18 protein-coding genes, 3 tRNA genes and 1 CRISPR repeat array are annotated in these 22611 nt (G+C 41.1%); of the genes, 10 read left to right on the top strand and 11 right to left on the bottom strand.

Going from position 1 to position 22611, the window contains the following annotated elements; all coding sequences use genetic code 11:
* Nucleotides 1–53 precede the first annotated feature (53 nt).
* Together B4240_RS02495 and B4240_RS02490 are read left to right on the top strand one after the other, a co-directional pair.
* Complete coding sequence (locus tag B4240_RS02495; protein WP_296236679.1) at nucleotides 54–1187, top strand: type I glyceraldehyde-3-phosphate dehydrogenase; 1134 nt, start codon at nucleotides 54–56, stop codon at nucleotides 1185–1187.
* Nucleotides 1188–1342: 155 nt separating this feature from the next.
* A tRNA-Ser gene (locus B4240_RS02490) sits at nucleotides 1343–1433 on the top strand.
* Between the two features lie 86 nt (nucleotides 1434–1519).
* Here the strand turns inward: B4240_RS02490 and B4240_RS02485 are convergent.
* The 3 genes from B4240_RS02485 to B4240_RS02475 all read right to left on the bottom strand — a co-directional run bounded on the left by B4240_RS02485 (nucleotide 1520) and on the right by B4240_RS02475 (nucleotide 3127).
* Nucleotides 1520–2263 carry a hypothetical protein gene (locus B4240_RS02485; RefSeq protein WP_296236662.1) on the bottom strand — a complete coding sequence of 248 codons (744 nt, stop codon included), beginning with the start codon at nucleotides 2261–2263 and terminating at the stop codon, nucleotides 1520–1522.
* 225 nt (nucleotides 2264–2488) lie between these two features.
* The gene (locus tag B4240_RS02480; RefSeq protein WP_296236661.1) at nucleotides 2489–2842 is read right to left on the bottom strand and encodes a CopG family transcriptional regulator; all 354 of its coding nucleotides are present in this window, start codon (nucleotides 2840–2842) and stop codon (nucleotides 2489–2491) included.
* Between the two features lie 209 nt (nucleotides 2843–3051).
* Nucleotides 3052–3127: transfer RNA gene (locus B4240_RS02475), tRNA-Asn, on the bottom strand.
* A gap of 575 nt (nucleotides 3128–3702) precedes the next feature.
* Between B4240_RS02475 and B4240_RS02470 the strand changes: the two genes are divergently transcribed.
* The 4 genes from B4240_RS02470 to B4240_RS02455 all read left to right on the top strand — a co-directional run bounded on the left by B4240_RS02470 (nucleotide 3703) and on the right by B4240_RS02455 (nucleotide 6588).
* Complete coding sequence (locus B4240_RS02470; protein WP_296236660.1) at nucleotides 3703–4047, top strand: DMT family transporter; 345 nt, start codon at nucleotides 3703–3705, stop codon at nucleotides 4045–4047.
* Nucleotides 4048–4097: 50 nt separating this feature from the next.
* On the top strand, nucleotides 4098–4604 hold the full coding sequence (locus B4240_RS02465; protein WP_296236659.1) for a M48 family metallopeptidase: 507 nt from the start codon (nucleotides 4098–4100) through the stop codon (nucleotides 4602–4604).
* Nucleotides 4605–4665: 61 nt separating this feature from the next.
* Nucleotides 4666–5610 carry a DMT family transporter gene (locus B4240_RS02460; protein ID WP_296236658.1) on the top strand — a complete coding sequence of 315 codons (945 nt, stop codon included), beginning with the start codon at nucleotides 4666–4668 and terminating at the stop codon, nucleotides 5608–5610.
* A 144-nt stretch (nucleotides 5611–5754) separates the two neighbouring features.
* Entirely contained in the window at nucleotides 5755–6588 is an 834-nt protein-coding gene (locus B4240_RS02455; protein WP_296236657.1) for a sterol desaturase family protein, read from the top strand.
* Nucleotides 6589–6646: 58 nt separating this feature from the next.
* Here the strand turns inward: B4240_RS02455 and B4240_RS02450 are convergent, their stop codons facing one another.
* Nucleotides 6647–7393, bottom strand: coding sequence for a type 1 glutamine amidotransferase (locus B4240_RS02450; protein WP_296236656.1), 747 nt, complete (start codon nucleotides 7391–7393; stop codon nucleotides 6647–6649).
* 208 nt (nucleotides 7394–7601) lie between these two features.
* Between B4240_RS02450 and B4240_RS02445 the strand changes: the two genes are divergently transcribed.
* A tRNA-Val gene (locus tag B4240_RS02445) sits at nucleotides 7602–7678 on the top strand.
* Nucleotides 7679–8038: 360 nt separating this feature from the next.
* On the opposite strand, the gene B4240_RS02440 is transcribed toward B4240_RS02445, so the two are convergent.
* Nucleotides 8039–8284: a helix-turn-helix domain-containing protein gene (locus B4240_RS02440; RefSeq protein WP_068408359.1), complete on the bottom strand. Its 246-nt coding sequence runs from the start codon at nucleotides 8282–8284 to the stop codon at nucleotides 8039–8041.
* A 116-nt stretch (nucleotides 8285–8400) separates the two neighbouring features.
* On the opposite strand from B4240_RS02440, the gene B4240_RS02435 reads away from it, so the two are divergent.
* From B4240_RS02435 to B4240_RS02425, 3 genes are read left to right on the top strand one after another with little or no spacing between them, the layout of a single operon-like run.
* Nucleotides 8401–8616, top strand: coding sequence for a hypothetical protein (locus B4240_RS02435; protein ID WP_011959964.1), 216 nt, complete (start codon nucleotides 8401–8403; stop codon nucleotides 8614–8616).
* Between the two features lie 11 nt (nucleotides 8617–8627).
* Nucleotides 8628–9830 carry an Arm DNA-binding domain-containing protein gene (locus B4240_RS02430; RefSeq protein WP_296236678.1) on the top strand — a complete coding sequence of 401 codons (1203 nt, stop codon included), beginning with the start codon at nucleotides 8628–8630 and terminating at the stop codon, nucleotides 9828–9830.
* Nucleotides 9827–10117 (top strand): hypothetical protein, encoded by a 291-nt coding sequence (locus B4240_RS02425; RefSeq protein ID WP_296236655.1) that lies wholly within the window; start codon nucleotides 9827–9829, stop codon nucleotides 10115–10117. Before B4240_RS02430 ends, B4240_RS02425 begins: the two co-directional genes overlap by 4 nt.
* 510 nt (nucleotides 10118–10627) lie before the next feature.
* Nucleotides 10628–13357: a CRISPR direct-repeat array (repeat unit 28 nt; unit sequence TTTCTAAGTCACCTATGCGGTGATGAAG).
* A gap of 170 nt (nucleotides 13358–13527) precedes the next feature.
* Here B4240_RS02425 and cas6f read toward each other — a convergent pair.
* From cas6f to cas1f, 6 genes are read right to left on the bottom strand one after another with little or no spacing between them, the layout of a single operon-like run.
* A complete protein-coding gene (cas6f, locus tag B4240_RS02420; RefSeq protein WP_296236654.1) occupies nucleotides 13528–14124 on the bottom strand; it encodes a type I-F CRISPR-associated endoribonuclease Cas6/Csy4 in 597 nt (198 codons plus the stop codon).
* A complete protein-coding gene (csy3, locus tag B4240_RS02415; RefSeq protein WP_296236653.1) occupies nucleotides 14125–15144 on the bottom strand; it encodes a type I-F CRISPR-associated protein Csy3 in 1020 nt (339 codons plus the stop codon).
* 44 nt (nucleotides 15145–15188) lie between these two features.
* On the bottom strand, nucleotides 15189–16193 hold the full coding sequence (gene csy2 / locus B4240_RS02410) for a type I-F CRISPR-associated protein Csy2 (RefSeq protein WP_296236652.1): 1005 nt from the start codon (nucleotides 16191–16193) through the stop codon (nucleotides 15189–15191).
* 3 nt (nucleotides 16194–16196) lie between these two features.
* The gene (locus B4240_RS02405; RefSeq protein ID WP_296236651.1) at nucleotides 16197–17465 is read right to left on the bottom strand and encodes a type I-F CRISPR-associated protein Csy1; all 1269 of its coding nucleotides are present in this window, start codon (nucleotides 17463–17465) and stop codon (nucleotides 16197–16199) included.
* Between the two features lie 53 nt (nucleotides 17466–17518).
* Nucleotides 17519–20875, bottom strand: coding sequence for a type I-F CRISPR-associated helicase Cas3f (gene cas3f, locus B4240_RS02400; protein ID WP_296236650.1), 3357 nt, complete (start codon nucleotides 20873–20875; stop codon nucleotides 17519–17521).
* Between the two features lie 3 nt (nucleotides 20876–20878).
* The gene (gene cas1f, locus B4240_RS02395) at nucleotides 20879–21871 is read right to left on the bottom strand and encodes a type I-F CRISPR-associated endonuclease Cas1f (RefSeq protein ID WP_296236649.1); all 993 of its coding nucleotides are present in this window, start codon (nucleotides 21869–21871) and stop codon (nucleotides 20879–20881) included.
* Nucleotides 21872–22611: the final 740 nt, after the last annotated feature.

The following is a 22611-nucleotide window of genomic DNA, read 5'->3' as shown; positions in this document are numbered from 1 at the left end:
GCGATATTTTTATAGTAATACCTTTGATAGCAGGGTCTTGTATGTCTGATGTTATGCCTGATTTTTCTAGCGCCACTTACCAATTAAACGCCGAGCCTAGAGTAGCACTGACGCATGCGACGGGCGAGCATACCCAGCCCTTGAGAATAGCTATCAATGGCTTTGGCCGTATCGGGCGCAACGTGCTGCGCGCGTTGCTCGAGCGCTTTGAGGTATTGGGGCGCGCTATCCATGTGGTGGCGATTAATGATTTGGCACCGGCTGATATTTTATTACACTTGTTAAAATTCGACAGTACCCATGGTCGCTTAAGCCGACTTGGCGTCAGTGCTGAGGTTTTAGACGATAAAAACAATACTCAGCTGTGTTTGACAAAGAACAATCTCACGTACTGCATTAAAATGCTCTCGGAGCCTGATCCAAAAAACCTGCCATGGCAAGCGCTTGGCATCGATGTGGTACTAGAATGTACGGGGCATTTTCGCTCTTATGAGCAGGCGCAGCTGCATATTGCGGCGGGCGCACAGCAGGTGATTATTGGTGCTGCGCCCTTTGACACTGTCGATGCTTGTATCGTTATGGGCGTAAACACGGCTGAGCTCACGCGGGCGCTGCCAATTATCTCGAGCGTTTCTTGTACCACGCAGGCATTGGTGCCGCTGATTGACACGCTTGATAAAGCGTTTGGCGTAAAGTCGGCGATGATGACCGAGATTCATGCCGTCACTGCGGATCAGACAGTGCTCGACCAAGCACACCGCGACCCAAGACGCGCGCGTGCCTCTGGCTATAATATTATACCAACCACATCGAGTAGTATTGCCGCAACAGAGCGCGTATTGCCTGCAATGATAGGAAAGATAAATGGTCACTCCATTCGCGTACCGACCATCGATGTGGCGGCGATTGATGTGACGTTTATATTTGATACGCCAAATGTCAGCGTTGAGGCGATTCGAGAAAATTTAAGAGCTGCCAGCGTTGGTCATTTGATAACCATCATGGCGTATACCGATGAGCCGCTAGTTTCCAGTGATTTTATCCATCAGCCAGAATCGCTGATTATCGATGGGCAGCAATTGATGCAAGTGGGCGAGCAATATAAGGTTTTTGCCTGGTACGACAATGAGTGGGGCTATGCCAATAGGCTACTAGATATGTGCTTGCATCTTGCTTCAAGTAAATAACGTAGCGCCGCGTGAATATTTCAAGATAAAGCGCTGAGTAAAAAGTGTTGAGCAAACGGTAAGTTATTGATTTAAAAACGTCTAGAAATTAATTTCATTTTTTTAATATGAAGCGCTTGCATTATACGATGATATCTATATAATGATGCACCAATGGAGACGTGGCAGAGCGGTTGAATGCACCGGTCTTGAAAACCGGCAAGGGTTCATAGCCCTTCGAGAGTTCGAATCTCTCCGTCTCCGCCAAATTCAAAAAAGCCCCAATCAATAAATGATTGGGGCTTTTTTTATGTCATTAAAGCAACAGTTTTTATAAAATCAATAATTGCCTTTTATTTTGCGAGCGACTGCTTAAAAACTACTTCTTGCCCATCTGCCAAAACCAATTTTCCTTCGCTAATCTCGATATGTATCCCTGTGTTATTTTTAATCGCGCGCATGACATTCACATCTTCAATACTGCTTTCGATAATGATTTTGCCAGACTGCTCTGGTTCGATTGGCGGCTCAAACTGGGTCAATGGCACGTTAAAGCTTTTGCTTTTGGTCAAATGCGCCTCTTGCATGGTGAGCTTACCTTTAAAGCTTTGAATCGCTACTTTACCGTGGTTTGAGAGCATAAACTGCAATTTCACTTGGTTTAAGCTGTCACTATCGCTGGTTTTTACGGGCAGTAAAGCGATAGGATAATTTTGCGCTTTCGCAGTGTCCGCTTGCTGACTGGTCACAATCGGGCTTTTTTTGCCAGTGGGATTGTTTGGATGGAGGCGCTCATATTCGCGCTGCTGGATAAGGGCCTGCTTGATAGTAATACGCGGCATCGCTCCAGACTCATACGCACCGCTTAACTTCATACGCAGCATATAGCGGCTCAGTAGCTGTCTGTCAGCCTCAGGCAAGCGCTCAAAGGTATCGCCCAGCTTCTTTTGCCACTGATCAGAGTTGGTCGGTATGGTCTGCTTGCTTGGATCGGTGGGCGGCTGTGAGCAGCCATTGATAACAGGCAACAGCGCCAAAGTAATGGCTAATAACCTTGCTTTGCCTGCCCAGCCTGCCTGTTTGTATAAACCACTCATCTTATGTTTCCTCATAAAACCCATATACATGATAATGGCTCTTATACTAGACTATCGCCTATGATGATTTTGTATGTTTATTTATCGCAAGTGATGACTGCTCCTTTACCTGTAAAGATATTGAGATTTTAAAAGCTAGGGTATTTTAAATGACAAAAAAAGACTAAGCGCTGTTAAGCAAACTTAGTCTTTTTTATATTGTATTTATTATCAGGGCAATAAACGTTACTCTTTATCTTTATTTTTGTCTTTACCTTGATCTTGCAGCTCAGTCAGCGGATGGGTCGTGGTATTATTGTGCGTCACCACGATCGCCTCATCAATAATACGCTGACTCACACCGCGCTTACGCAAGCTTTCGATAAACACTTCATCATGCGCCAAGGTATAATCCTGATGGTCGCGATCAAGTCCTTGACGAATATAAAGACGAATCAGGCCCTGAATACGTTTAAATCCCAGCTCTGATGAGGTAGATTCTAATAATCTGATCATCTCTTCAGACAGGCGAATACTGATCGGGCGCGTGATTTTTTGCGGATGATCAGAAAATTTATTTTTTATGCGGACAGGTATCATAATAAACCATTACTTTTAGTGAGTAGGAATAAAACACTCAGACAAAAACGAATGTGGTCATAGCTCCTCTTACCATACAACAAAAGCCGCTAAAAGAACACCGCCGCTTTATTAATATTGCGCGGGCCAGTACTAGGCGCGATGAACGGCTAAAAGCTGCGACCATAAAAAAACCTCCATCAAGTAGTTGATGAAGGTCTTTTAGAATATGGCTCTCCAACCTGGGCTCGAACCAGGGACACACGGATTAACAGTCCGTTGCTCTACCAACTGAGCTATTGGAGAATAAGTTGTCATAACGGTTAATAAAACAAGTTTTGCAACGCCTTTGGTTACTGCGATTGCTTCTGTTGTTTGCGTTATGTGGGGCACATTTTAGCCAAGTAGTTATGGGCTGTCAACCTTATTAAGCGATAAATTATAAATATAATTATAAACAGGATAAAATTGAGTGTGTTTACTTTTAAAGTGGCGGTTTTATTGAATTTTTTCTATAAATAACACTAGGGCATGTCCGCAGTGCAACCGATAGATCATAAATGAGCTAAAAATGGCGAAATTTTGCCAAACGGCGTTAAACAGCTGATTGTTAAATGGTTTTAAGCAGACTATCTATTTGAAACTAAAGAAAAACCTTAGATTACTTTAACGCTTAAAATCTCTATTTCAAGCACCCATATAAACCTATAAAATAGCCATCCGAGCGTTTCTTTAGTGTTTTGGCTTTACTTGATTATTTTTAACCTTTATTTGATTATTTTTAACCTTTATTTGCTGCCATGCAATACGTTTTAACCAGTTTATTTTTAAACAATGTCGTTTTAACCAATCACTTTTTAATCAATATAGGTGCCTTAAATATGAGTCCAACCATGATTGCTTACGGTTACCTTGCCACCGCTATTGTTTGCGAAGTCATTGGCACTACCTTTCTCGTCAAATCTGAACAATTCACCCGCTTGATACCTACCCTTATTATGGCGGTGCTTTATGCGATTTCGTTTTATTTATTGACCCAAACGATAAAAACCATTCCTATTGGCATTGCCTATGCGTTATGGGGCGGACTTGGTATCGTGCTGACTTCGCTTGTGGGGCTGTTCTTTTTTAAGCAAACGCTCGATACCGCAGCGATAATCGGCATCGCGATGATTGTTGGCGGCGTGGTGGTGATGAATTTATTGTCAAATTCGGTGACCCATTAAGTAAACATTAATTATTAGGCGTTAAAAATAAAACGTCGAGGATAATCACGTTGACCACGTTAAAGTATATTGCTCACTATCCTGAGCAGATTCAAAACCAAGCGGCCATGCTTATTAGCACGGGCAGGTTGGGCGAGTATTTGGATAAAAATTATCCCAATCGCCATCAAATACAAAGCGATAAAGCGCTATATCACTATATTAATGAGATTAAAAATCAATATATGCGCAAAAGCAGTCCGCTGTCGCAAGTGACTTATAACAGTAAACTTGCCGTGCTCAAACAGGCGCTTGGTATTCACACCTATCAATCGCGCGTGCAGGGCAGTAAGCTAAAATCGCACAATAGCATTACGGTGGCAAGTCTGTTTAAAGAAGCGCCGCCTGAATTTTTGCGTATGATTGTGGTGCATGAGTTGGCGCATTTTAAAGAGCAAGAGCATAACAAAGCTTTTTATCAGCTTTGCTGTCATATGGAACCCGATTATCATCAGTTTGAGCTCGATGCTCGTTTGTGGTTGCATTGGCGCGAGCGCGAACCTGTCTTAACAAGATAAAAGCTAATAATGCTAGGGCAACATAACAGTTAACAGTGCTGTTTTAAGAGTAAGGTAGAGTATGAGTGAGTCAGCGCAGCAAGGTATGGCAGGTGGTAAAAAAGCGTGGCTCATCCCTGTGCTATGTCTTATCGCTGGCGGCGGGTTAATTGGTATTTCTACCAATTTGGCAAAGTTTGCCGGCGAGGTTGGCCTCACGCCGCTGGCCTTTCTTTTTTGGTCCATTACTGGCGCGGCGTTTATTTTACTTAGTTATGCATGTCTACGCCGCGAGCTGCCGCCGTTAAGTAAACCAACGCTAAGCTATTATTTGGTAGCTGCCTTAGTCAGCGTCGCAGGTTCAAATCTAATCTTTTTCTCCGCTATTCCACATGTTGGCGCCAGTTTTGTCGCCTTGATTATCTCCCTGCCGCCGCTCCTGACTTATTTAGCGGCAATCATCTTAAAAATAGAGCGCTTTACCAAGCTGCGCGCGCTTGGCGTGGTCGCGGCACTGGCGGGAGCAGGGGTGCTGGCAGCGCGTAAATTTGCCGCACCCGATGCCAGCGTGTTTTGGATTGGGCTGGCGCTTTGTGGTCCGGTGTTACTAGCAATTGGCAATATTTATCGCACCTTATATTGGCCAGACAATCTGTCGCCAAGCGCGCTTGCGCCAGGGATGCTGATAGCGGCTTCCATGCTACTAGGCTTGGTCAGTATTCTGCCTAATTACTCACTTGCCGTTTCGCTGGCTGAGATGTTACCGCTAGGACTGATTGCAGTGCAGGCGTTCGTTTTTGCCGGTCAATTTTTGCTGCTTTTCTTACTACAAAAAACCGGTGGCCCAGTGCTGCTAAGCTTACTAGGTTCTGTCGGGGCGGTTGTTGGTGTGCCGGTTGCTATTTTTTTACAAGGGGAGAATCCACCAGAGGGTTTGTTTTTGGGCGCCTCACTGATAGCGCTGGGTGTCGTCTTAGTCACCTATGGCGGCGTAAAAATGGCGACATCAAGCCAACAAACGCGGTAAGATAGGGATATCAACTCGTGTTCAGTCTGATAAAATGAACCATTAGTAAGAGGTTTTAACAGGTTTATTTAACGACAAATTTTTTTCTAAGTTTTTAATTCTTAAAGATTTTTATTTCCAAACGTAATGTTCAATAGGTGACATATGGATGTGTTCTCGTATTGGCGGGGGTTTTATAACGACCCTTGGTTTTGGCAGTTTCCCATGGCGACCCTTGCTATTAGCACGGCCGCTTTTTTGGTGGTCGCTATTCCATGGACGATAGTCGCTTGGTGTGATCCGATAACTTTGCGTAAATATAAAATTCAGCAAAAACCGTTTGAGATGCGGCAGTTTTTATTGCCTTCTATTGCGCGTCTCATCATTAATAATACTATTTTAGCCACGTTATTGGTGCTGGTCTGGCCACTATTAAAGCTAACTGGCGTGCATAATGGCGAGATGCCTGCCTGGTATATTGTCATCGCCCAGCTGATTTTTTTCGCGCTGCTCGATGATTTTTTATACTACGGTATGCACCGCTACATGCATGAAAATAAGTGGCTGCTGCGAAACATCCACAGTGTGCACCACCGCATTCGCAATACCTGCGGTATCAATGGCAATTATATGCATTGGGTAGAGTATTCTTTGACAGCGGCGCTAACCTTGGTGGGACCAATCATTTTGGGCGCGCATATTTATGTGGTATGGATGTGGGTGATTTTACGTCAAATCGAAGGGGCGGATGGGCATATTGGTTATGATATACCGTGGAATCCTGCGCACTTATTGCCTGTCTATGAAGGCCCTGTCTATCATGACTTTCATCATGCCAAGTTTAAAGGCAATTATGCAGGATTTTTACCTTACCTCGATAAATACTTGGGTAAAACCCATATTCCCGCTTATCTTAGTTATCTTAAAGGTAAGAGAAATGGCTTAACGCCGCTAGAAATTGAACAAAGCGAACTTGCGGCAAAAAAACGCAAAAAATAGCTAAAACGTTGAGTTTTATGGATACTTAAAAGGTTAGGCGTAAAATATGAGTGACATCTTAGCGGCTGTCTACCATACGATTGAGCATAGCAGCTAAGCGCGCATTGTTATCGTCAATGTATTTATCACCAAGCGCTGTTATCTCAGTAGGCGGCTGTACGGTTTTAGGGTAGTCAATAAGCCCTTTTTGAATGGCTTTGTTGCCATTTGCTACCATCTTAAAGATGCTTTCTTCGGTGACCTCAAAGTGGCACTGCCAAGCCATGACCCAAGTACCGAGCGCTTTTTGCAGCGGCGTTTGATACAAAAAGCCTTGATTGAGCCATGCTTTTGATGTTGCCAAAGGAATCGCTCCTTTTGGGTATTCAAAACCATCGCCGTGCCAATGAAAAACGGTAAAGGGTTGCTTTGGTAAGTCTTGTAATAAAGGATGCGCCTGAGCTTCTTTGGTCAACTGAATGGGTAGCCAGCCGATTTCTTGTACGCCCGCTGGCTCTACGCTCGCCCCCAAGCAGTGCGCAATAAGCTGCGCGCCCAAACAAACGCCAATCACTGTTTTACCGTTGTCCATACTTTGTTTAATCAAACGTTTTTCTTCTATTAACCAAGGATGGCTGTCTTTATCATGGACACTCATCGGCCCGCCCATGACGATTAACCAGTCAAAACGATCAAGCGCCGGCAAGGGGTCTTTATTATACGAGCGGGTGTAGGTAATAGTGTGCTGATGATTGTTTGCCCACTTCTTAATAAAGCTGAGGTCTTCGTAATCTGTATGAAATAGGGCATGAATACGTAAGGTCATGTGATGGCTTCAATATGGAGGTTATATTTTTATGCTTTTAAAATTCTATAACTTATGAGCTATCTTAGATAGCCAAAATTTAGAATAATCTTATTTCCGTAAGTACTTCATTATAAAGCTTAATAATTGGTATTTTAATAATAAGTTTAGATTGTGATAGAAAAGGCTTGCAAAGTTTTAAAAACTTGCTAAAATGCATGTCCTAAATAGGCGTATAGCTCAGTTGGTTAGAGCGCTACCTTGACATGGTAGAGGTCGCTAGTTCGAATCTAGTTACGCCTACCAGATTCGAAAGCCCCAATCTTTATGATTGGGGCTTTTTTTATGCCCATTTTATAGGGGTTGTAGCGCAAATCGAAAGTATACATCCGGCAAAAACTCTGTTTGTCTATCCGTAAGTTAAATCCGTCAAAAAGTCCGTGTGCCTAAAATGTGCCCAAGGCGTGCCTAACGTATTTTTGGCTCGTTAAATAATGGAGCTTTTTGACCTCAACTTTAAGTACTATCAATGTTTGCAGTTTACATGCTTCAAGAGCCCATATTAGCGAAAGCCTAAATCATCACGTGATTTGGGCTTTTTAATGCCTAACACATATGCCAAAGCGTATCTAAATCGGCAGTTAACTATACAGCTCGAGCTTATTGCTAACTTTTCTTAGGTTCTAGCGTTTGTGCATTCTCCATATCGGCACTAGCAACATATTCAAAGATATCTCCAACCCCAACTTCTAAGAATTCACACAGCTTATCAATGGTATCAAAATCAATTCTTGATGATTGGTCGTTATATATTTTATGTAACGTCGTTTTGCTGATTCCTGTCGCGCGTACGGCATCCGCTACCTTTAGTCTTCTTTCGGCTAACAAAGTCGGTAAATGATTAACTATCACATCAAAACTCCAATCTTAGTTGTAAAAAGTACTTGCATAGTTATAAAAATATGTTAAATTACAACTATGGTGTTCAAAAGTACCATTATAATTAAACTTTATATAAGGAATGTATTATGTCACACACTTACCTGACAACCCAAGAGCTTTCTGAGCGTATCAAATACAATCCGCGCACGATCCGTAATGAGCTTAAGGATAGCGTACTTATTGAAGGCATTCATTACATACGTCCTTTTGGTGGTCGCAAGATTTTATACGTTTGGGAAGAAATTGAAAAAGACATGCGCACTGGTATCACCGGTAGCATCAACGCCATGGCACTGCAATAAGGAGAAATATGATGGCTAGCATTAGAGCACGTAAAGGTAGCAACATGCTATTTGTTGATTTTTATTATATGGGCAAACGCTGTCGGGAGACGACAAACCTGATAGATACTCCGGCAAATCGTAAAAAGCTTGAAAGTATTATTTTGAATATGGAAGCCGAAATTAGGTTAGGTATTTTTAATTATGCTAAATACTTTCCGAAAAGTGATAAGGCTGCAGAAATGGTGGCTTTGAACGATCGTAAGGAATGCATTAATAGCAACGTTCCTTCCTTCAAGCAGTTCGCAACACTGTGGTTTTCTGAAAAGGAAATTGAGTGGCGCGATACTTACAAGCGCAAAATACAGGAGATTATTGATATGTATTTGCTTCCTGAGTTTGGTAATAAAGCCATTCATGTCATAAAAAAGACAGATGTATTAGCCTTCCGTTCATCGCTCGCCAAAGTAACGTACGGAAAAGCTAAAAAACATCTGTCAGCGGCACGCATCAATTCGATAATGGTACCTTTGGGTATGATACTAAAAGAAGCCGCTAAACGCTATAAGTTTGATAACCCTTATTATGATATCAAGGCACTCAAACAGCCTAAAACTGATATTCAGCCTCTCACCTTAGAGGAGGTTTGGACGTTTATTAATGGCGTAAGGGAAGATTATCGCCATTATTATCTGGTGCGGTTTTTTACAGGTATGCGTACTAGTGAGATTGATGGGCTGACATGGGATAACGTTGATTTTAATCGTCGTGAGATTGTCATTAAGCAGGCGTTAGTCAAAGGCAAGATTGTCCCTCCTAAAACACAGGAGTCTTATCGTGCTATTCAGATGTCTCCATGGGTCTATGATGCGCTTAAAGAGCAGCAAGAAATCTCTTATAGGCGTTCGGATTATGTGTTTTGCTCACATACGGGTGAGCCACTGGATTATAACAATGTGAATAAGCGTATTTGGCATCCCACACTTAAAGTTTTACGGTTGAAGAAGCGCAACGCCTATCAAACACGCCATACTGCAGCGACTTTATGGTTGGCGGCAGGTGAGAGTCCTGAGTGGATAGCCAGTCAAATGGGCCATTCGACGACTAAGATGTTATTTAATACTTATAGTCGCTATGTACCAAATATGACACGCCAGGATGGTAGCGCATTTGAGGCACTCGTAAGTCGAAGCCAGATTACTCAAGCATCTACTGACAAGGGGACGTCAAAATGAAAATTATTGATTACGACAAGCTATTTTCCGAGTTTAAACCTAATGGCTATGTCAGTGAGGATGCAAATACTATCGCCAATATGCTGATTTATGATCTATGTATTCAACCTGGCTCTAATCTAGCACGCTTTTTAGGAGTTAAGCCTTGCTTTGATAATCATATGGCGATGCGTATATGGGTACAGAAGCGCTTGGATGTGAGTCTTGGATATGTGGTTGAGGATATGTGTAGTCAACTACAGAGCGAGCTTTACGAGCTACTACCACCATCTGGATATGGCTACTAACGAGGAGAATATCATGAGTGTAAATTTTGTGTTCGACTCAAGCCTAGATGATGAAGCAAAGCGTTTGTGCCATCAGTATTGGTCGTATGTATCACCCAATGATTATATCGCTCATCTAAAGATACTTTGCTACGATTACAATATAAGGTCTGAGGAGTTGTTTGCTACGCTTGCAAAATGCCAGGTTTATTTAGATGACATACATTGCGAGTATTGCGGTCGTCCCTATCAACTAGATGTGCCAGCAGACATCCCCCGTGCAAGACAACATAAGTCTTGGTTCTGTGATGGATGTATCAGTTTTTCTGGGGGACAGCTTACGGTTAGTAGATAGATATTTAAGAGTATTTGATAACCAGATGGCCTAGGCTGTCTGGTTTTTTTATGTTGATTATTTTCTTCTATTTAAAAAGCGTAGTGCTTAATCAGTCTATTTTCGAGAATTATAAGCCACCTATGTGGTTATGTGGTGAGGAAAAATCTAACAAACCATCTAAGCCGTTTGTAACTTTTCTGAGTCACCTATGCGGTGATGAAGCGTCAATCTCTGCTGAGATGTTGCCCGTGCGTTTTCTAAGTCACCTATGCGGTGATGAAGAAAAGCCCACGTTATTGCTAGCGTGGGCGTATTTTCTAAGTCACCTATGCGGTGATGAAGCCCAACAAGGCGGTATTACGTTTGAAAAGTTTTTTCTATGTCACCTATGCGGTGATGAAGCCGATTCTGCAAGCCTTGGAGGGTGAAGTAATTTTCTAAGTCACCTATGCGGTGATGAAGCTTGTAAGCCTGTGACTGTGTGCGTATTGGTTTTTCTAAGTCACCTATGCGGTGATGAAGTTGGGACAAGAGCCGCAAACGATTATCATCGAATTTCTAAGTCACCTATGCGGTGATGAAGACGATGGCACATGGGTAAAAGTACCGCGTACATTTCTAAGTCACCTATGCGGTGATGAAGTCTGCTCACCGACCTTTTTCATCACTCTTGATTTTCTAAGTCACCTATGCGGTGATGAAGTGCAACTGGATGTTTATCACAACAACTATGACTTTCTAAGTCACCTATGCGGTGATGAAGTATCCCTTTAAAAGTAGTTGGTTTATCAAGTGTTTCTAAGTCACCTATGCGGTGATGAAGAAGAAATACCAAGTAAGCGGCGGGCTATTGGTTTTCTAAGTCACCTATGCGGTGATGAAGACAACCTCAGGGGGTTGATAGCGGTTATTACTTTTCTAAGTCACCTATGCGGTGATGAAGAAGGGTGTAGTACCCCTGCTCAACTTTGAGCATTTCTAAGTCACCTATGCGGTGATGAAGTTAATACCGTTTCGGCAGTCGCTGGCGTGATATTTCTAAGTCACCTATGCGGTGATGAAGATATTGCGGAATTAGACTAACCATACATAAGGTTTCTAAGTCACCTATGCGGTGATGAAGTCTAACATCTCTGCAATCTTAGCCACGCCAGCTTTCTAAGTCACCTATGCGGTGATGAAGGCAAATGTTGTTTAGTCGCATGACGCGCAAATTTTCTAAGTCACCTATGCGGTGATGAAGAGCGCAAGTTTACGCTATGTACGACGCATTAATTTCTAAGTCACCTATGCGGTGATGAAGGAATACCAAATGATTGCTGATGGTCAACCCATTTTTCTAAGTCACCTATGCGGTGATGAAGTATTGTCTGACATTTTTGGTATTCCTTAAGATTTTCTAAGTCACCTATGCGGTGATGAAGTAAGCGCACAGCGGTTGAAGCTTTAGTAAACTTTTCTAAGTCACCTATGCGGTGATGAAGTTTGTTTATTGCCATTGATGATTTCTTTAATGTTTCTAAGTCACCTATGCGGTGATGAAGAAACATACGCCCTCACAATGGGCGCTTTTTTTTTCTAAGTCACCTATGCGGTGATGAAGTCGGTGTAAAATTTTTCAGTGTCGGTGTAATATTTCTAAGTCACCTATGCGGTGATGAAGGATTTATTCCTTACTATAGATTTGCTCTTATTTTTCTAAGTCACCTATGCGGTGATGAAGGAAGTAGTGGATTTCTTTGAAAAGCACAAAGATTTCTAAGTCACCTATGCGGTGATGAAGACGCATTTTACGCAAGCGATTATTAACATCAGTTTCTAAGTCACCTATGCGGTGATGAAGGATATCAGGCGTCAGTCATTGTCGCCCAGTATTTTCTAAGTCACCTATGCGGTGATGAAGGTGGACTTAAGGCTTTTCTTGCCTGACTGACGTTTCTAAGTCACCTATGCGGTGATGAAGATTTTAAACGTGGGCGGCTTTCTCGCAATAAATTTCTAAGTCACCTATGCGGTGATGAAGGATATCAGGCGTCAGTCGTTGTCGCCCAGTATTTTCTAAGTCACCTATGCGGTGATGAAGTGGCAGCGATGCAAGGATTGCTTAGCGGTGGTTTTCTAAGTCACCTATGCGGTGATGAAGGCCTTTAATTCGCCCAGTACCCATCAAGTCATTTTCTAAGTCACCTATGCGGTGATGAAGCGGTATTGAGGGTATTGACGGTACAGAGGCCTTTTCTAAGTCACCTATGCGGTGATGAAGGACTTTCGCCTGTAAAGATAACCCTTCATTTTTTTCTAAGTCACCTATGCGGTGATGAAGTTGCTAGGTGCTTAATGGCGGTCTTTTTAAAGTTTCTAAGTCACCTATGCGGTGATGAAGGTCAACCAAGCCATTTACCTGACACATCCAGTTTTCTAAGTCACCTATGCGGTGATGAAGAATGACCTTCCCTGTTCCCAATGACTCATCTTTTTTCTAAGTCACCTATGCGGTGATGAAGAAAATGAAGTTTGTATCAGCCAATATCTGTTTTTTCTAAGTCACCTATGCGGTGATGAAGCATTGTCTTTTATGATTATATTCATTAACAAATTTCTAAGTCACCTATGCGGTGATGAAGGGCACCTTTCCTTGAAGTCAATAACTCATCTCTTTCTAAGTCACCTATGCGGTGATGAAGATAATCTCCGCGCTTTCCAGCTTACGGCTATCTTTCTAAGTCACCTATGCGGTGATGAAGCGAATACTGCTGGATGCGTGGCTAAAGAGCTGTTTCTAAGTCACCTATGCGGTGATGAAGTTTACCGTGTGAGATTGCAGGTTCAATAGACTTTTCTAAGTCACCTATGCGGTGATGAAGTGACTGATGACGGTACTATTGACAGACGTTTTTTTCTAAGTCACCTATGCGGTGATGAAGAGGAATTATACCTCGAAAAATTCAGTTACGACAAGGCGTGAAGGGCAAAATACCCTATTTTACCCTCCATTTTTTACCCTTTCGTAAATTGTTGATTTTATTACAATTTTTTAAATAGCTCAAAAAAAGGGTTTTTATACCTTTTTTTTGGGTCGTGCGTAACGACCTTTTTACCAATGCGGTACGGTGACATGATCAGACATGCCATTCATACCATAAGTATTGAAGCTACCAGCCTTTGATGCATCACAAGGCAACTGTAGCACTCTTACACGATAATTGCTGTGATTGGTCTGGCTGCGCATCTGAATATAAGGCACAGACTTTTCAGATGTGCGCTTATCCACGGTTACTATGGCATCTTCATAACTGATGCCAAGCTTATCTGACAAGGTTTGCGCTTGCACCTCTACAGGCTTAAAGCGGTAGCGATGTACGCTGACATAGCTCTTTACTTTATCCATCGGTACTTCTTTGATGCGTTTGACATGCACATAGTCGGTTAATCTGTCTAACCATTTATCGAGATTGAGTGTCTCTAAGTCTTTTTGGCTAGGGGCAAAGATGCGCAGCTTTAGCCCCAGCTTAGATGATTTACCCTTTTCATCATAATGATAATCAGGGAAGCTGACACCGATGGAGGAGGTGTCGTGTTTGTTTTTCATCTCCGCCAGTGCAATGTGTATCTGATTAAATATCTTACTCCAAATAAAGTAGGGCGCAATCTCAGGATCGGGGATGATGGTAAGCTCTTGGTAGTATTTCATCTATTCGTCCTTGCCACCAAACACACCACCACGGATTAAGTTAGCAACTACAAAATGTTGCTCTTCCACAGATAAGTCTTCTTGGTTAATCCATTTAACCATCAATGAATACAAATCAGTTTTGCTAGGACGGTATGCGTCTCCTTGTGTTGGGACTGATCCATAAGGTTCAATAGCAATAGCGGGTTTAACGAGCAACTCCTCTTTAGCCACATACCATGTGTCTATTGTACGAATGGCATTGCCAATTTTCTCAGAATGTAGCCCTGCACAGCGCCCTTGCAAGGTCTCTATTTCATATAAAAACTTGGATTTATTATCCTTGTCTTTGTCACGCATTTCCTGTGAAGGGAATACTCTTTGTCCTAGACCAACTTTTGCAAAGGCTTCAACTTTTAATAATAAATACTCTCCCGTCTCAAAGCTATGAGCAATCAATTTAGCAAGATCGTCAATCTTAGTATTTTGCACCTCAAAATCATGTAATGATATTTTTTGAGCGTCTTCAAAAAGCCATGACTGGGTAGAGTTTTCTGTATTGGTCACTCTTACTACAACGCCCTCTGCACCGATACGATTACGCCATAAAAAACGGGCATTGGCTAAGTTTTGTGCATAACGCTTTGCTAAAGGCTCAAGCCCTATGTCTTGTTTATAATTTGAATAAGTTTGCTTTAATTTGGTGAGAAACTCAGGTTTATTATTCGCTGTGGCTTGGTCGATATTACCTAAAAACTTAACGGTAAATGTCACTTTAAGTGTATCTAATTCATGAGGTAAGCTGGCATCATCACCCCAAACAATATTGGGTTGAATCATTTCATCTTCTGACACGCCATATTGACTTTTGGTAGCACGATTACGCTTATCGTGCAGCTTAATGTTTTGCCATGCTTGTGGTTCATCTTGATTCTCCCACAATCCCGCTTGCATTAAGCCATCAGACGGCTCAATCTTACGGCTAAATGCCAATACACTAGGTACAGAGGCTTGATTTTTAGCTTTAGCTTTCTTAGCCATGGATAGTACTCCTCGGTTTATTAATTTAAAAGTTTTAGATAAGGTTAGTCATTGAAAACATCGTCAAAATAATCATCAATTAATGATTGCTTGCTTTCTTTAATGTGGAATGTTTGTTCACAAAGATACCATTCATCACTAACTTGGTATCGCCAAAAAATACTGTCTAAATCTTCAAGGCGATGTACACTTCGCCATTCACCCAGTCCATGAACCGCCTCGACAAAGCGAAATGGATAGCGTGTGTCACGCAGGTTGTCAACTTCACTAGGGTCATATAAAGGGCTAATGCCTTTAAAGCCTTTCATCAAGGGCACAATCCAACCTTTTTTATTGGGCGGAATATAGCGCGCCCACGTTACCTCTTTTGCGGTTTTATTAGGTGTCTCCTTATTGAGTGTCGCTCCATCTTGTACCACATCGTCTTGTACCGCTTGCTCTTTATAGGCAAAAAAGTCTGTCCATATATCTAATAATAATTTGTTAGGTTGTTCTTGCTGACACTCGTTAAAATGTGCTTCTAATAAATGAGTGGCATCCAATAATACAAAGCTCGGTAAGATAGCTCGTTTTAACGCTGTCATGTCATTACCTAACATACGAATGGATCTAATATGATAAATACTACCCCCCGCAAGACGAGCTGAATAAATATAAGATTTAAGCGCATTAATATAGGCGTTGATATCTTCACTATTGGTGGCTAAATTACCATCACAGCGCAATAATAAAGAGACAACCATATCCATCTTGCCCTCTTCAATAATGGGCGCAGGTTTTTTGGCATCGCCACCTTTACCCTTTAGGGTAGATGGTGGATTACGGCTTTGGATAAAACGTGTGTAATATTGTTCATAGCTATTAACCTTATAATCATGGCAAAAAATTGCACAGCCATTAAAGCCAATACCAAATTGCGCCTTGAACTGTCGAGATAAAAAGTGCTCAAAACCTAAAAAAGCCGTTACCGCAGGAAATCCATAGGTCAAGCCTGCAATACAATTGGCATTTTCAACCTTTATTCTTTCTAATAAAATATAGCTTGACATGGTTTACTCCGCTTTTAAGACTTGATATAGATTTTGAAGTATTGGGATCACAATTTTAATCCATAAATTTTCTAATTTAGTAGTGCGAGCAGTGTCTTTGATACCATCGCTAATTAAACTTGCTATCTTAGCGGACATCTCATTTAAATAGGCTTTAATTTCAGGTTGTGAAAACTGACTATTCGCTAAGACTTCTTTATCCATGAATAATCGTAGGTATATCGGCATATTTTTTGATGTTGTCCATCCGCTTGGTTGGGTTTGGCGAATCAATAGCATGGCATCGCAAATCTGTGACGCAATATCTTCAACCGAGTATTTGAGAGCTTGCTTGTGGTCATAGTTAATAAACAACTCTTTTTTGTTCAAAATATATAACAGCGAGCTTATATGTGCGAAGGCTTGCTTTGGATGAGTTTGATTCAATAACTGTTTTAATGTGGTAGGTGGGTTTGGGTTGACTTTCCATTGTGGCGGTAGAGCTGGGAATAAATACAGTAATCCACGACGCTGACCATTAAGTGAGGACACATTTTGATGCATACTTTTGGTAATACCTAATGTTGCGATGTTAGAATAATGAACATAAGTACCCTCATGCCATTGCTTTGTTTTTCTTGCTTTTCTTATTAGATTGTCTTTATCATTTGCGTCTTTAATAGATAAATAAATTTTATGTGCAAGCGAACTAGAATACATAGGAGAAACAAGGTGGTAATCATCATTATCCAATGGCATATAGACTTGTTTAGCTAGAGTGTGACTACGTATTTGTTTGGGTTGATATGCTTTCTGGATTTCTTCTGACCAATAAAGGCGTTGGGCTTTATTATCACTAATTTTACTGAAGTAGGCTTCATCTTCAGCAAGGTACTCACCAAGCTGTTTGTCTGAGTTAGCAACGGAGTAACTTAAAAACTGAGTGATTGGTGAATACCTTGCATCAGAATAGCCACTATCCAAATACTCTGTACCTACAGTTCTAGTAGTTACAAGATAAGGGTAATCTTTAGATTGGCTATTATCAAGCAAGCTTATGGCTTGATTGCTAGAATGAGTTAATTTGGCGACATGGCTGACATTCAAAAATAACTCTTCAATATTATCAACAACTTTATTTATCCAGTTAAAAGTCTCATAGTCATCACGTATCTTTTGAGCATCTTCTTCCGTAAAGTCTGCTTTAAGTTTTTTTTGCTTTTGCTCAATCGTAGTCTGTATTTTGTTGTCTAAAAAATCATCAATCGCCTGTTGCACATTTGAAATTGTCACCTTTGCCTCCTGTTAAATTTTGATAATATTTAAACTGATTCTATTTAAGTCTGTTAAGAAAACACTCCAAAAAATGGATGATAATAAAATTGCTTGTTTGATGCTTTATAATAAGGCACTTTTACCTCACCATAGGTGTACGGTATTTTCTCAAGTGGTAAGTCAAGCAGTTGTGCTATCGCTTCATAGCGACCCATCTCATCATTATTAAACCAATTGTCATTATTATGACCAAATACAGGGTCAATACAGGCGGTTATAAAATTGGTTTTAATTAGCTTATGATAGTCTTTATCTGCTCGATGATACCAAGTTAGCCGACCATTAGTGTCTGGTACATACACAAATGTCATCTCAGGTGAGGATAGCCGAAATGGTTGTTGCCGTTGTAATTCACCCGTCCAAGATATATGATTCTCCCACCAAAGCTTCGCATTATTCTCTTCATGATTAAGCCCCATAATTTTGAACCAGTGCGTACTTTGTTCCAAACTAACTAAATTTTTATAAGGTGGTGGTTTTGGTTTCACAACATCAATACTGGGTATGGCATTAATATGTTGATATTGATCTAAAGTCAGTAAATGAGTGATAGACTTATCATCAACTAAGTTGTATTTTCTACTCTCAAAACCGGGTCTTGCAAATGCTATAGACTTGCCATCTAACGCTTTGAAATTTTTATCTAAAATAAATAAGTTTGGATAATCAACTGCTTGTTTACGATGACGTTGAATGCGACCCGCCAACTGAATCAGTGAGCGCATGGAACTTGGTTCGGCAATCGCCCAGTCATAATCATGATCTCGTCCTACCTCGCAGACAGACGTTGCTAATACCACAAAGATATGATTTTTAACCTTTGGGTTTCTATTGATTATATTTACAATATCATCTGCTTTCCAAATGGCATCGGCTTGTTTGCGGTTAAGTAGATTATCGAGTTTAGTTTCGATAAATGAGCGCATGGCTAAAGTAAATTGGCTGTGATACACGCAATAATGAATACAAGTGTCATCAGGGTTGTCTATGGCAATTAAAGCATCTGTTATTTCAATCAATGGGTTAATATTAGCAAAACGTACCACACCAATTGAGATGTTATGTTGTCCGTCAGATTGATAGTGATGCTTATGTGCTTCAAATAGTCCTAGATGAATAGTATTGGTTAAACGTTCTATGGTCGTTTCACCGCCTACAATGGATAATATCTTAGCTTTACGGGATATAATATTTTCTTTGTCTACTAACTTTTTAGCTCTTTTATTGACAAACTGCTTATGCGCTTTTAATTGTTCATTTATATTCTGCGTCTCAACATAATGAACATCAAACTCATCAAACCAAGCGCAAGTTACAGGTTTTTGGACACTATTACCCATCATACTGCGATTATACATAGCTCGTCCTTGTAGATAAGCATCAAACAGACCATTTGCCATTGCTGGTGGTATGGTTGCACTTGATAGCAATACCTTTGACCCTAACATTCCTGCCCAATTGACCAATCGACATAAGGCAGGCAGATCAGCTAAGCCAAATTCATCAGGTTCATCAAGCACAAGGTCGCTACTTAACAATCGTAATATTGGGGCAATTTGCTTACCGCCCCGCAAGCCTTCTGTGGCAGGGATGATATAATCAATGGTGCTGACTAAAATAGGCGCATATAGCAATTTTTGATACTTTGGGTCGCCATCAAACCATTGTTTTAACAAAGTATTGTCCTTAATTTCTTCGTCATAATCTACTTCGAAATCATTGTTTAACTCTAAACTCTCACTGCCACGCATCGCCAAAGCTGACTTTTCCAACTCTTCTAACAACTGCCTTTGCTCTTGCAACAACTGGTTGTCTTTGGTTTCATCAATATCACTTTTATTAAGCAACTTTAAGATTGCTGACGAGCCAATTAGGGTAGCAATGTCCTCTTTGTCGAGTCGTAAATCTTTACTTAACGCCTTGCCTGTTTGGGTTGTCAAAGTTCGTAGGCCTAGCGCTATACTTAAACGAAACCCTTTGTTTCCATCTGCCAAGGCATACATAATGCGAGCGTTCGCAAAGGTCTTGCCTTTGCCTGTGGATGCCATGTTGATACCAAAAAAACCACCCTCATTACTAGATTTATTGATTCTCTGACACAATGAAACAGATTTATCTTGCCAACGGCTTAATTTTACGTCGGCATTATCAAAACCACGCTCTAGTATACGATTGTACTCAATGGTGGGTAATTCAGATATTAAATGTGGCAGTTTATGGCTAAAGTTATAGGCTTGATGACCTACCATAAGATTGTGTTCATCAAGCCTTTGCTTCAATTGGCGTTCAGCATCAGTATTGGCATAAGCCAAATAACACTTATCTTGGAAATAAGTATTAGCCTCTTGGCTTGAGTAGTTATGATCAGCCACCATAAGCATCGTACGAGCCAAATGTGCGGTCATAGTGTCTTGTTGCCAATTAAAATTCTTGATTATCATCATCGACTGCTTGGCATGGTTTGCAAGTTTAATGGTTTTTTTTTGCCATGCCTTACTTTGCAGAGGTAAACCAAGCGAGAATTGCCAGTTGACCGCTTTTTCTTTCTCTGTCCAATAATGTTTGATGATATTTGGTGAGTTCCATTTAACGTCACAATCTTTAAGCCAGTTTTTCGCTAACTCATCATGAGGTGTCAAAGGTGGTGGATTTTCTTGAAAGTATGGATAGACTAATAAGCGATGATGCGAAACTATCAGCCATGCAACCAGTTTGGTAAAATCATCATAGTTTGCAAAACAATTTAGCTCATCACCAGTTCTATTATTAAAATTATTCTGAAAAGTCGGATTTTGAACACATTCGATAGTATCAAGCTCATTTATTTGATTGGGTGTGAGTAATAGCTCTAGCCATTGCTCACAAGTTTTATGTTGTACGATTGCCTCAAATAATTTTAAAGATACCCATTCATGGCGATAAGGTTCATAGTTCTTTTGATCCTTGGGTTTATTAGGATTGAGCTTATTTTGGAACAAATCGTTGGCTTTGCCAAAGTCATGAAACAGCCCTGCTATCCCAGACGCTAAAGCAACCAGTTCTAAATTTTTCCAAAGGTTTTTATCTTGATACATGCTAACATCGTGCGCTGTCCAATTAACCGGAACCACCCCAATCTCATTAAACTTACGCTTATTGCCCACGATCCAGACCAGTTCCGTCAGCTGGCGGGTTTTATTACGATGACAGCTTACCGCCGTTGATTTGGTGGCAGATTTGCGCAGTAGTTGCTTAACGGTTTGTAATCCATCCTCAGTAATAGCCGTCTGCCAAACATTGTCACCGATACGATTGGCAAAAGAGTCCAAGATACGTCGTGTGCGCTTAAGTGATTTTTTCTCGCATTGGGAAACAAAGGTAACTATCATTTTCTACACCTTCCACTTAGTCATCGCCAACTGTTTAACCACCTCAAACTGATAATCCAGCGCTTTGTGCTTGGTAAACATATTAATACACTCTTGACGGAACTCTTGCTCACTCATGTTTTCACTAGCACAAATAAAGGCCAGGGGCAGCACCAAGGCATCTTTGATAATATCAGCGATATCAAACACCAAGGCACCGCGTCGCGTCTTACCATGCATAACAGCAAACCCATGTGGAATGCCGAGTGTCCATGCTGTAGTGGCACCGAGTCCATAAGCCAGATAGTTGCCATGATTTAGAAAGCCGTTGGCCTTGTCGATGCCTTCGTGCTCACGGGTAAAGCCGTCATAACCCGTATTTTTGGCGGCTAGCTTATACAGTTGCTTGGTCAGGCGAGCTTCTAGTTGTAATAAATGCATGACCTCGGTCTGCTTATCGATTTGATGGATATTATTATTAAGCAATGTTTCTACCGCATCATTACTACTATCAAAGCCCCAACGCTTAAAGTCACTTTCTTTATTCCACACTGCTTGCAGGTAAGCAATGCGGGCTATTTGCAACTGTTTGGCAGCGGCAAGACGTTTATCATCGTCCCACCACCAGCTCATCCAGCCTTGAATGTATTCTGTCGGACGATACTCGCTTTGCGGTGTCATCCATTCGATGAATATCTCACGCTCGCTACCCATAAATAAGGGCATGCCACCGCCGCCACAAAAGCCCACCAACACTCCCGCTTGGGACAGCAGACGCATCGCTGCTTGGGTAATAGATGTGCCAGTACCAAGCAATAATGAGGTAGTGTTAGCAATCGGAATGTTATAGTAGAGGTTCGCTTTTTCATCCTCGGTAAGATACAACACACGCCCGTCTTTTTGCATGACCCGACAATGCGATAGATAGTAGATATTGGCACGTTTAGAGTGCAAAATGGTCTTAAGGTCTGAAGAGACAAAGCTATTATCAGTATAAGGGTTGCTAGGTTTGCTCATTATATTTCCATTTCATGGCAAAAAGCCATATCAGATGTATGGGTTTAATATAGTTAAGATAATACTATTAAACAATAGTCAGTCAGAGATAACACGACATTTAGTGTCGTTTATATCATGAGTGTTTATTAAGATTGGATTTTAGAAGAGAGATAATACAAGTTTAAAAGACTGTAAGTTAACTGGGTTTATGAAATAGGGAAATGATTTATGAAAAGTATCATGCTGGCACGCCTTAGTAAGGGGTCACTCCATGAGCAGCGTAATAGCCCTACGTTATTCATGCCATCAAGGATTCGTAGATATACGGGTTTTCTGTGCGTTTTTTTACCGCATTTCGCTTTCATTACGGGCGCGTAGGTGGAAAAACCACTAATAAAACTCACCTGTGCCCGTTTAGGTTTCGCACCCATTGCGGGTGCGTGGATTGAAATATCTAAAAACGAGTCATTAGTTTTTATTTTTACTTTCTCACGACACCAATTGACGCTTATCTCTCAGAGCAGCTTTTTTAATATCCTTTAAGGTTGTAAGGTATTTAACAAGGGTAGAGGTCAAATTTTAGAGGAATATAAAATGGATAATGTCACTATTGCTAAGTTACAAAAGACTTCAGTCGTGATTTTTAATGACATCGTCAAATTATAGTCAATCCCACCTAAAAGTGTTATAAAGTAATTAACAAACCCAACTGTTATTATAAAGACCATGACTTACTCATTAGATTTTCGCAAACAAGT

It is taken from the genome of Psychrobacter sp. UBA5136 (assembly GCF_002414005.1).
Lineage (GTDB): Bacteria > Pseudomonadota > Gammaproteobacteria > Pseudomonadales > Moraxellaceae > Psychrobacter.
The sequence above is the reverse complement of the archived record's forward strand: the minus strand, read 5'-3'. Positions and strand labels throughout refer to the sequence as shown.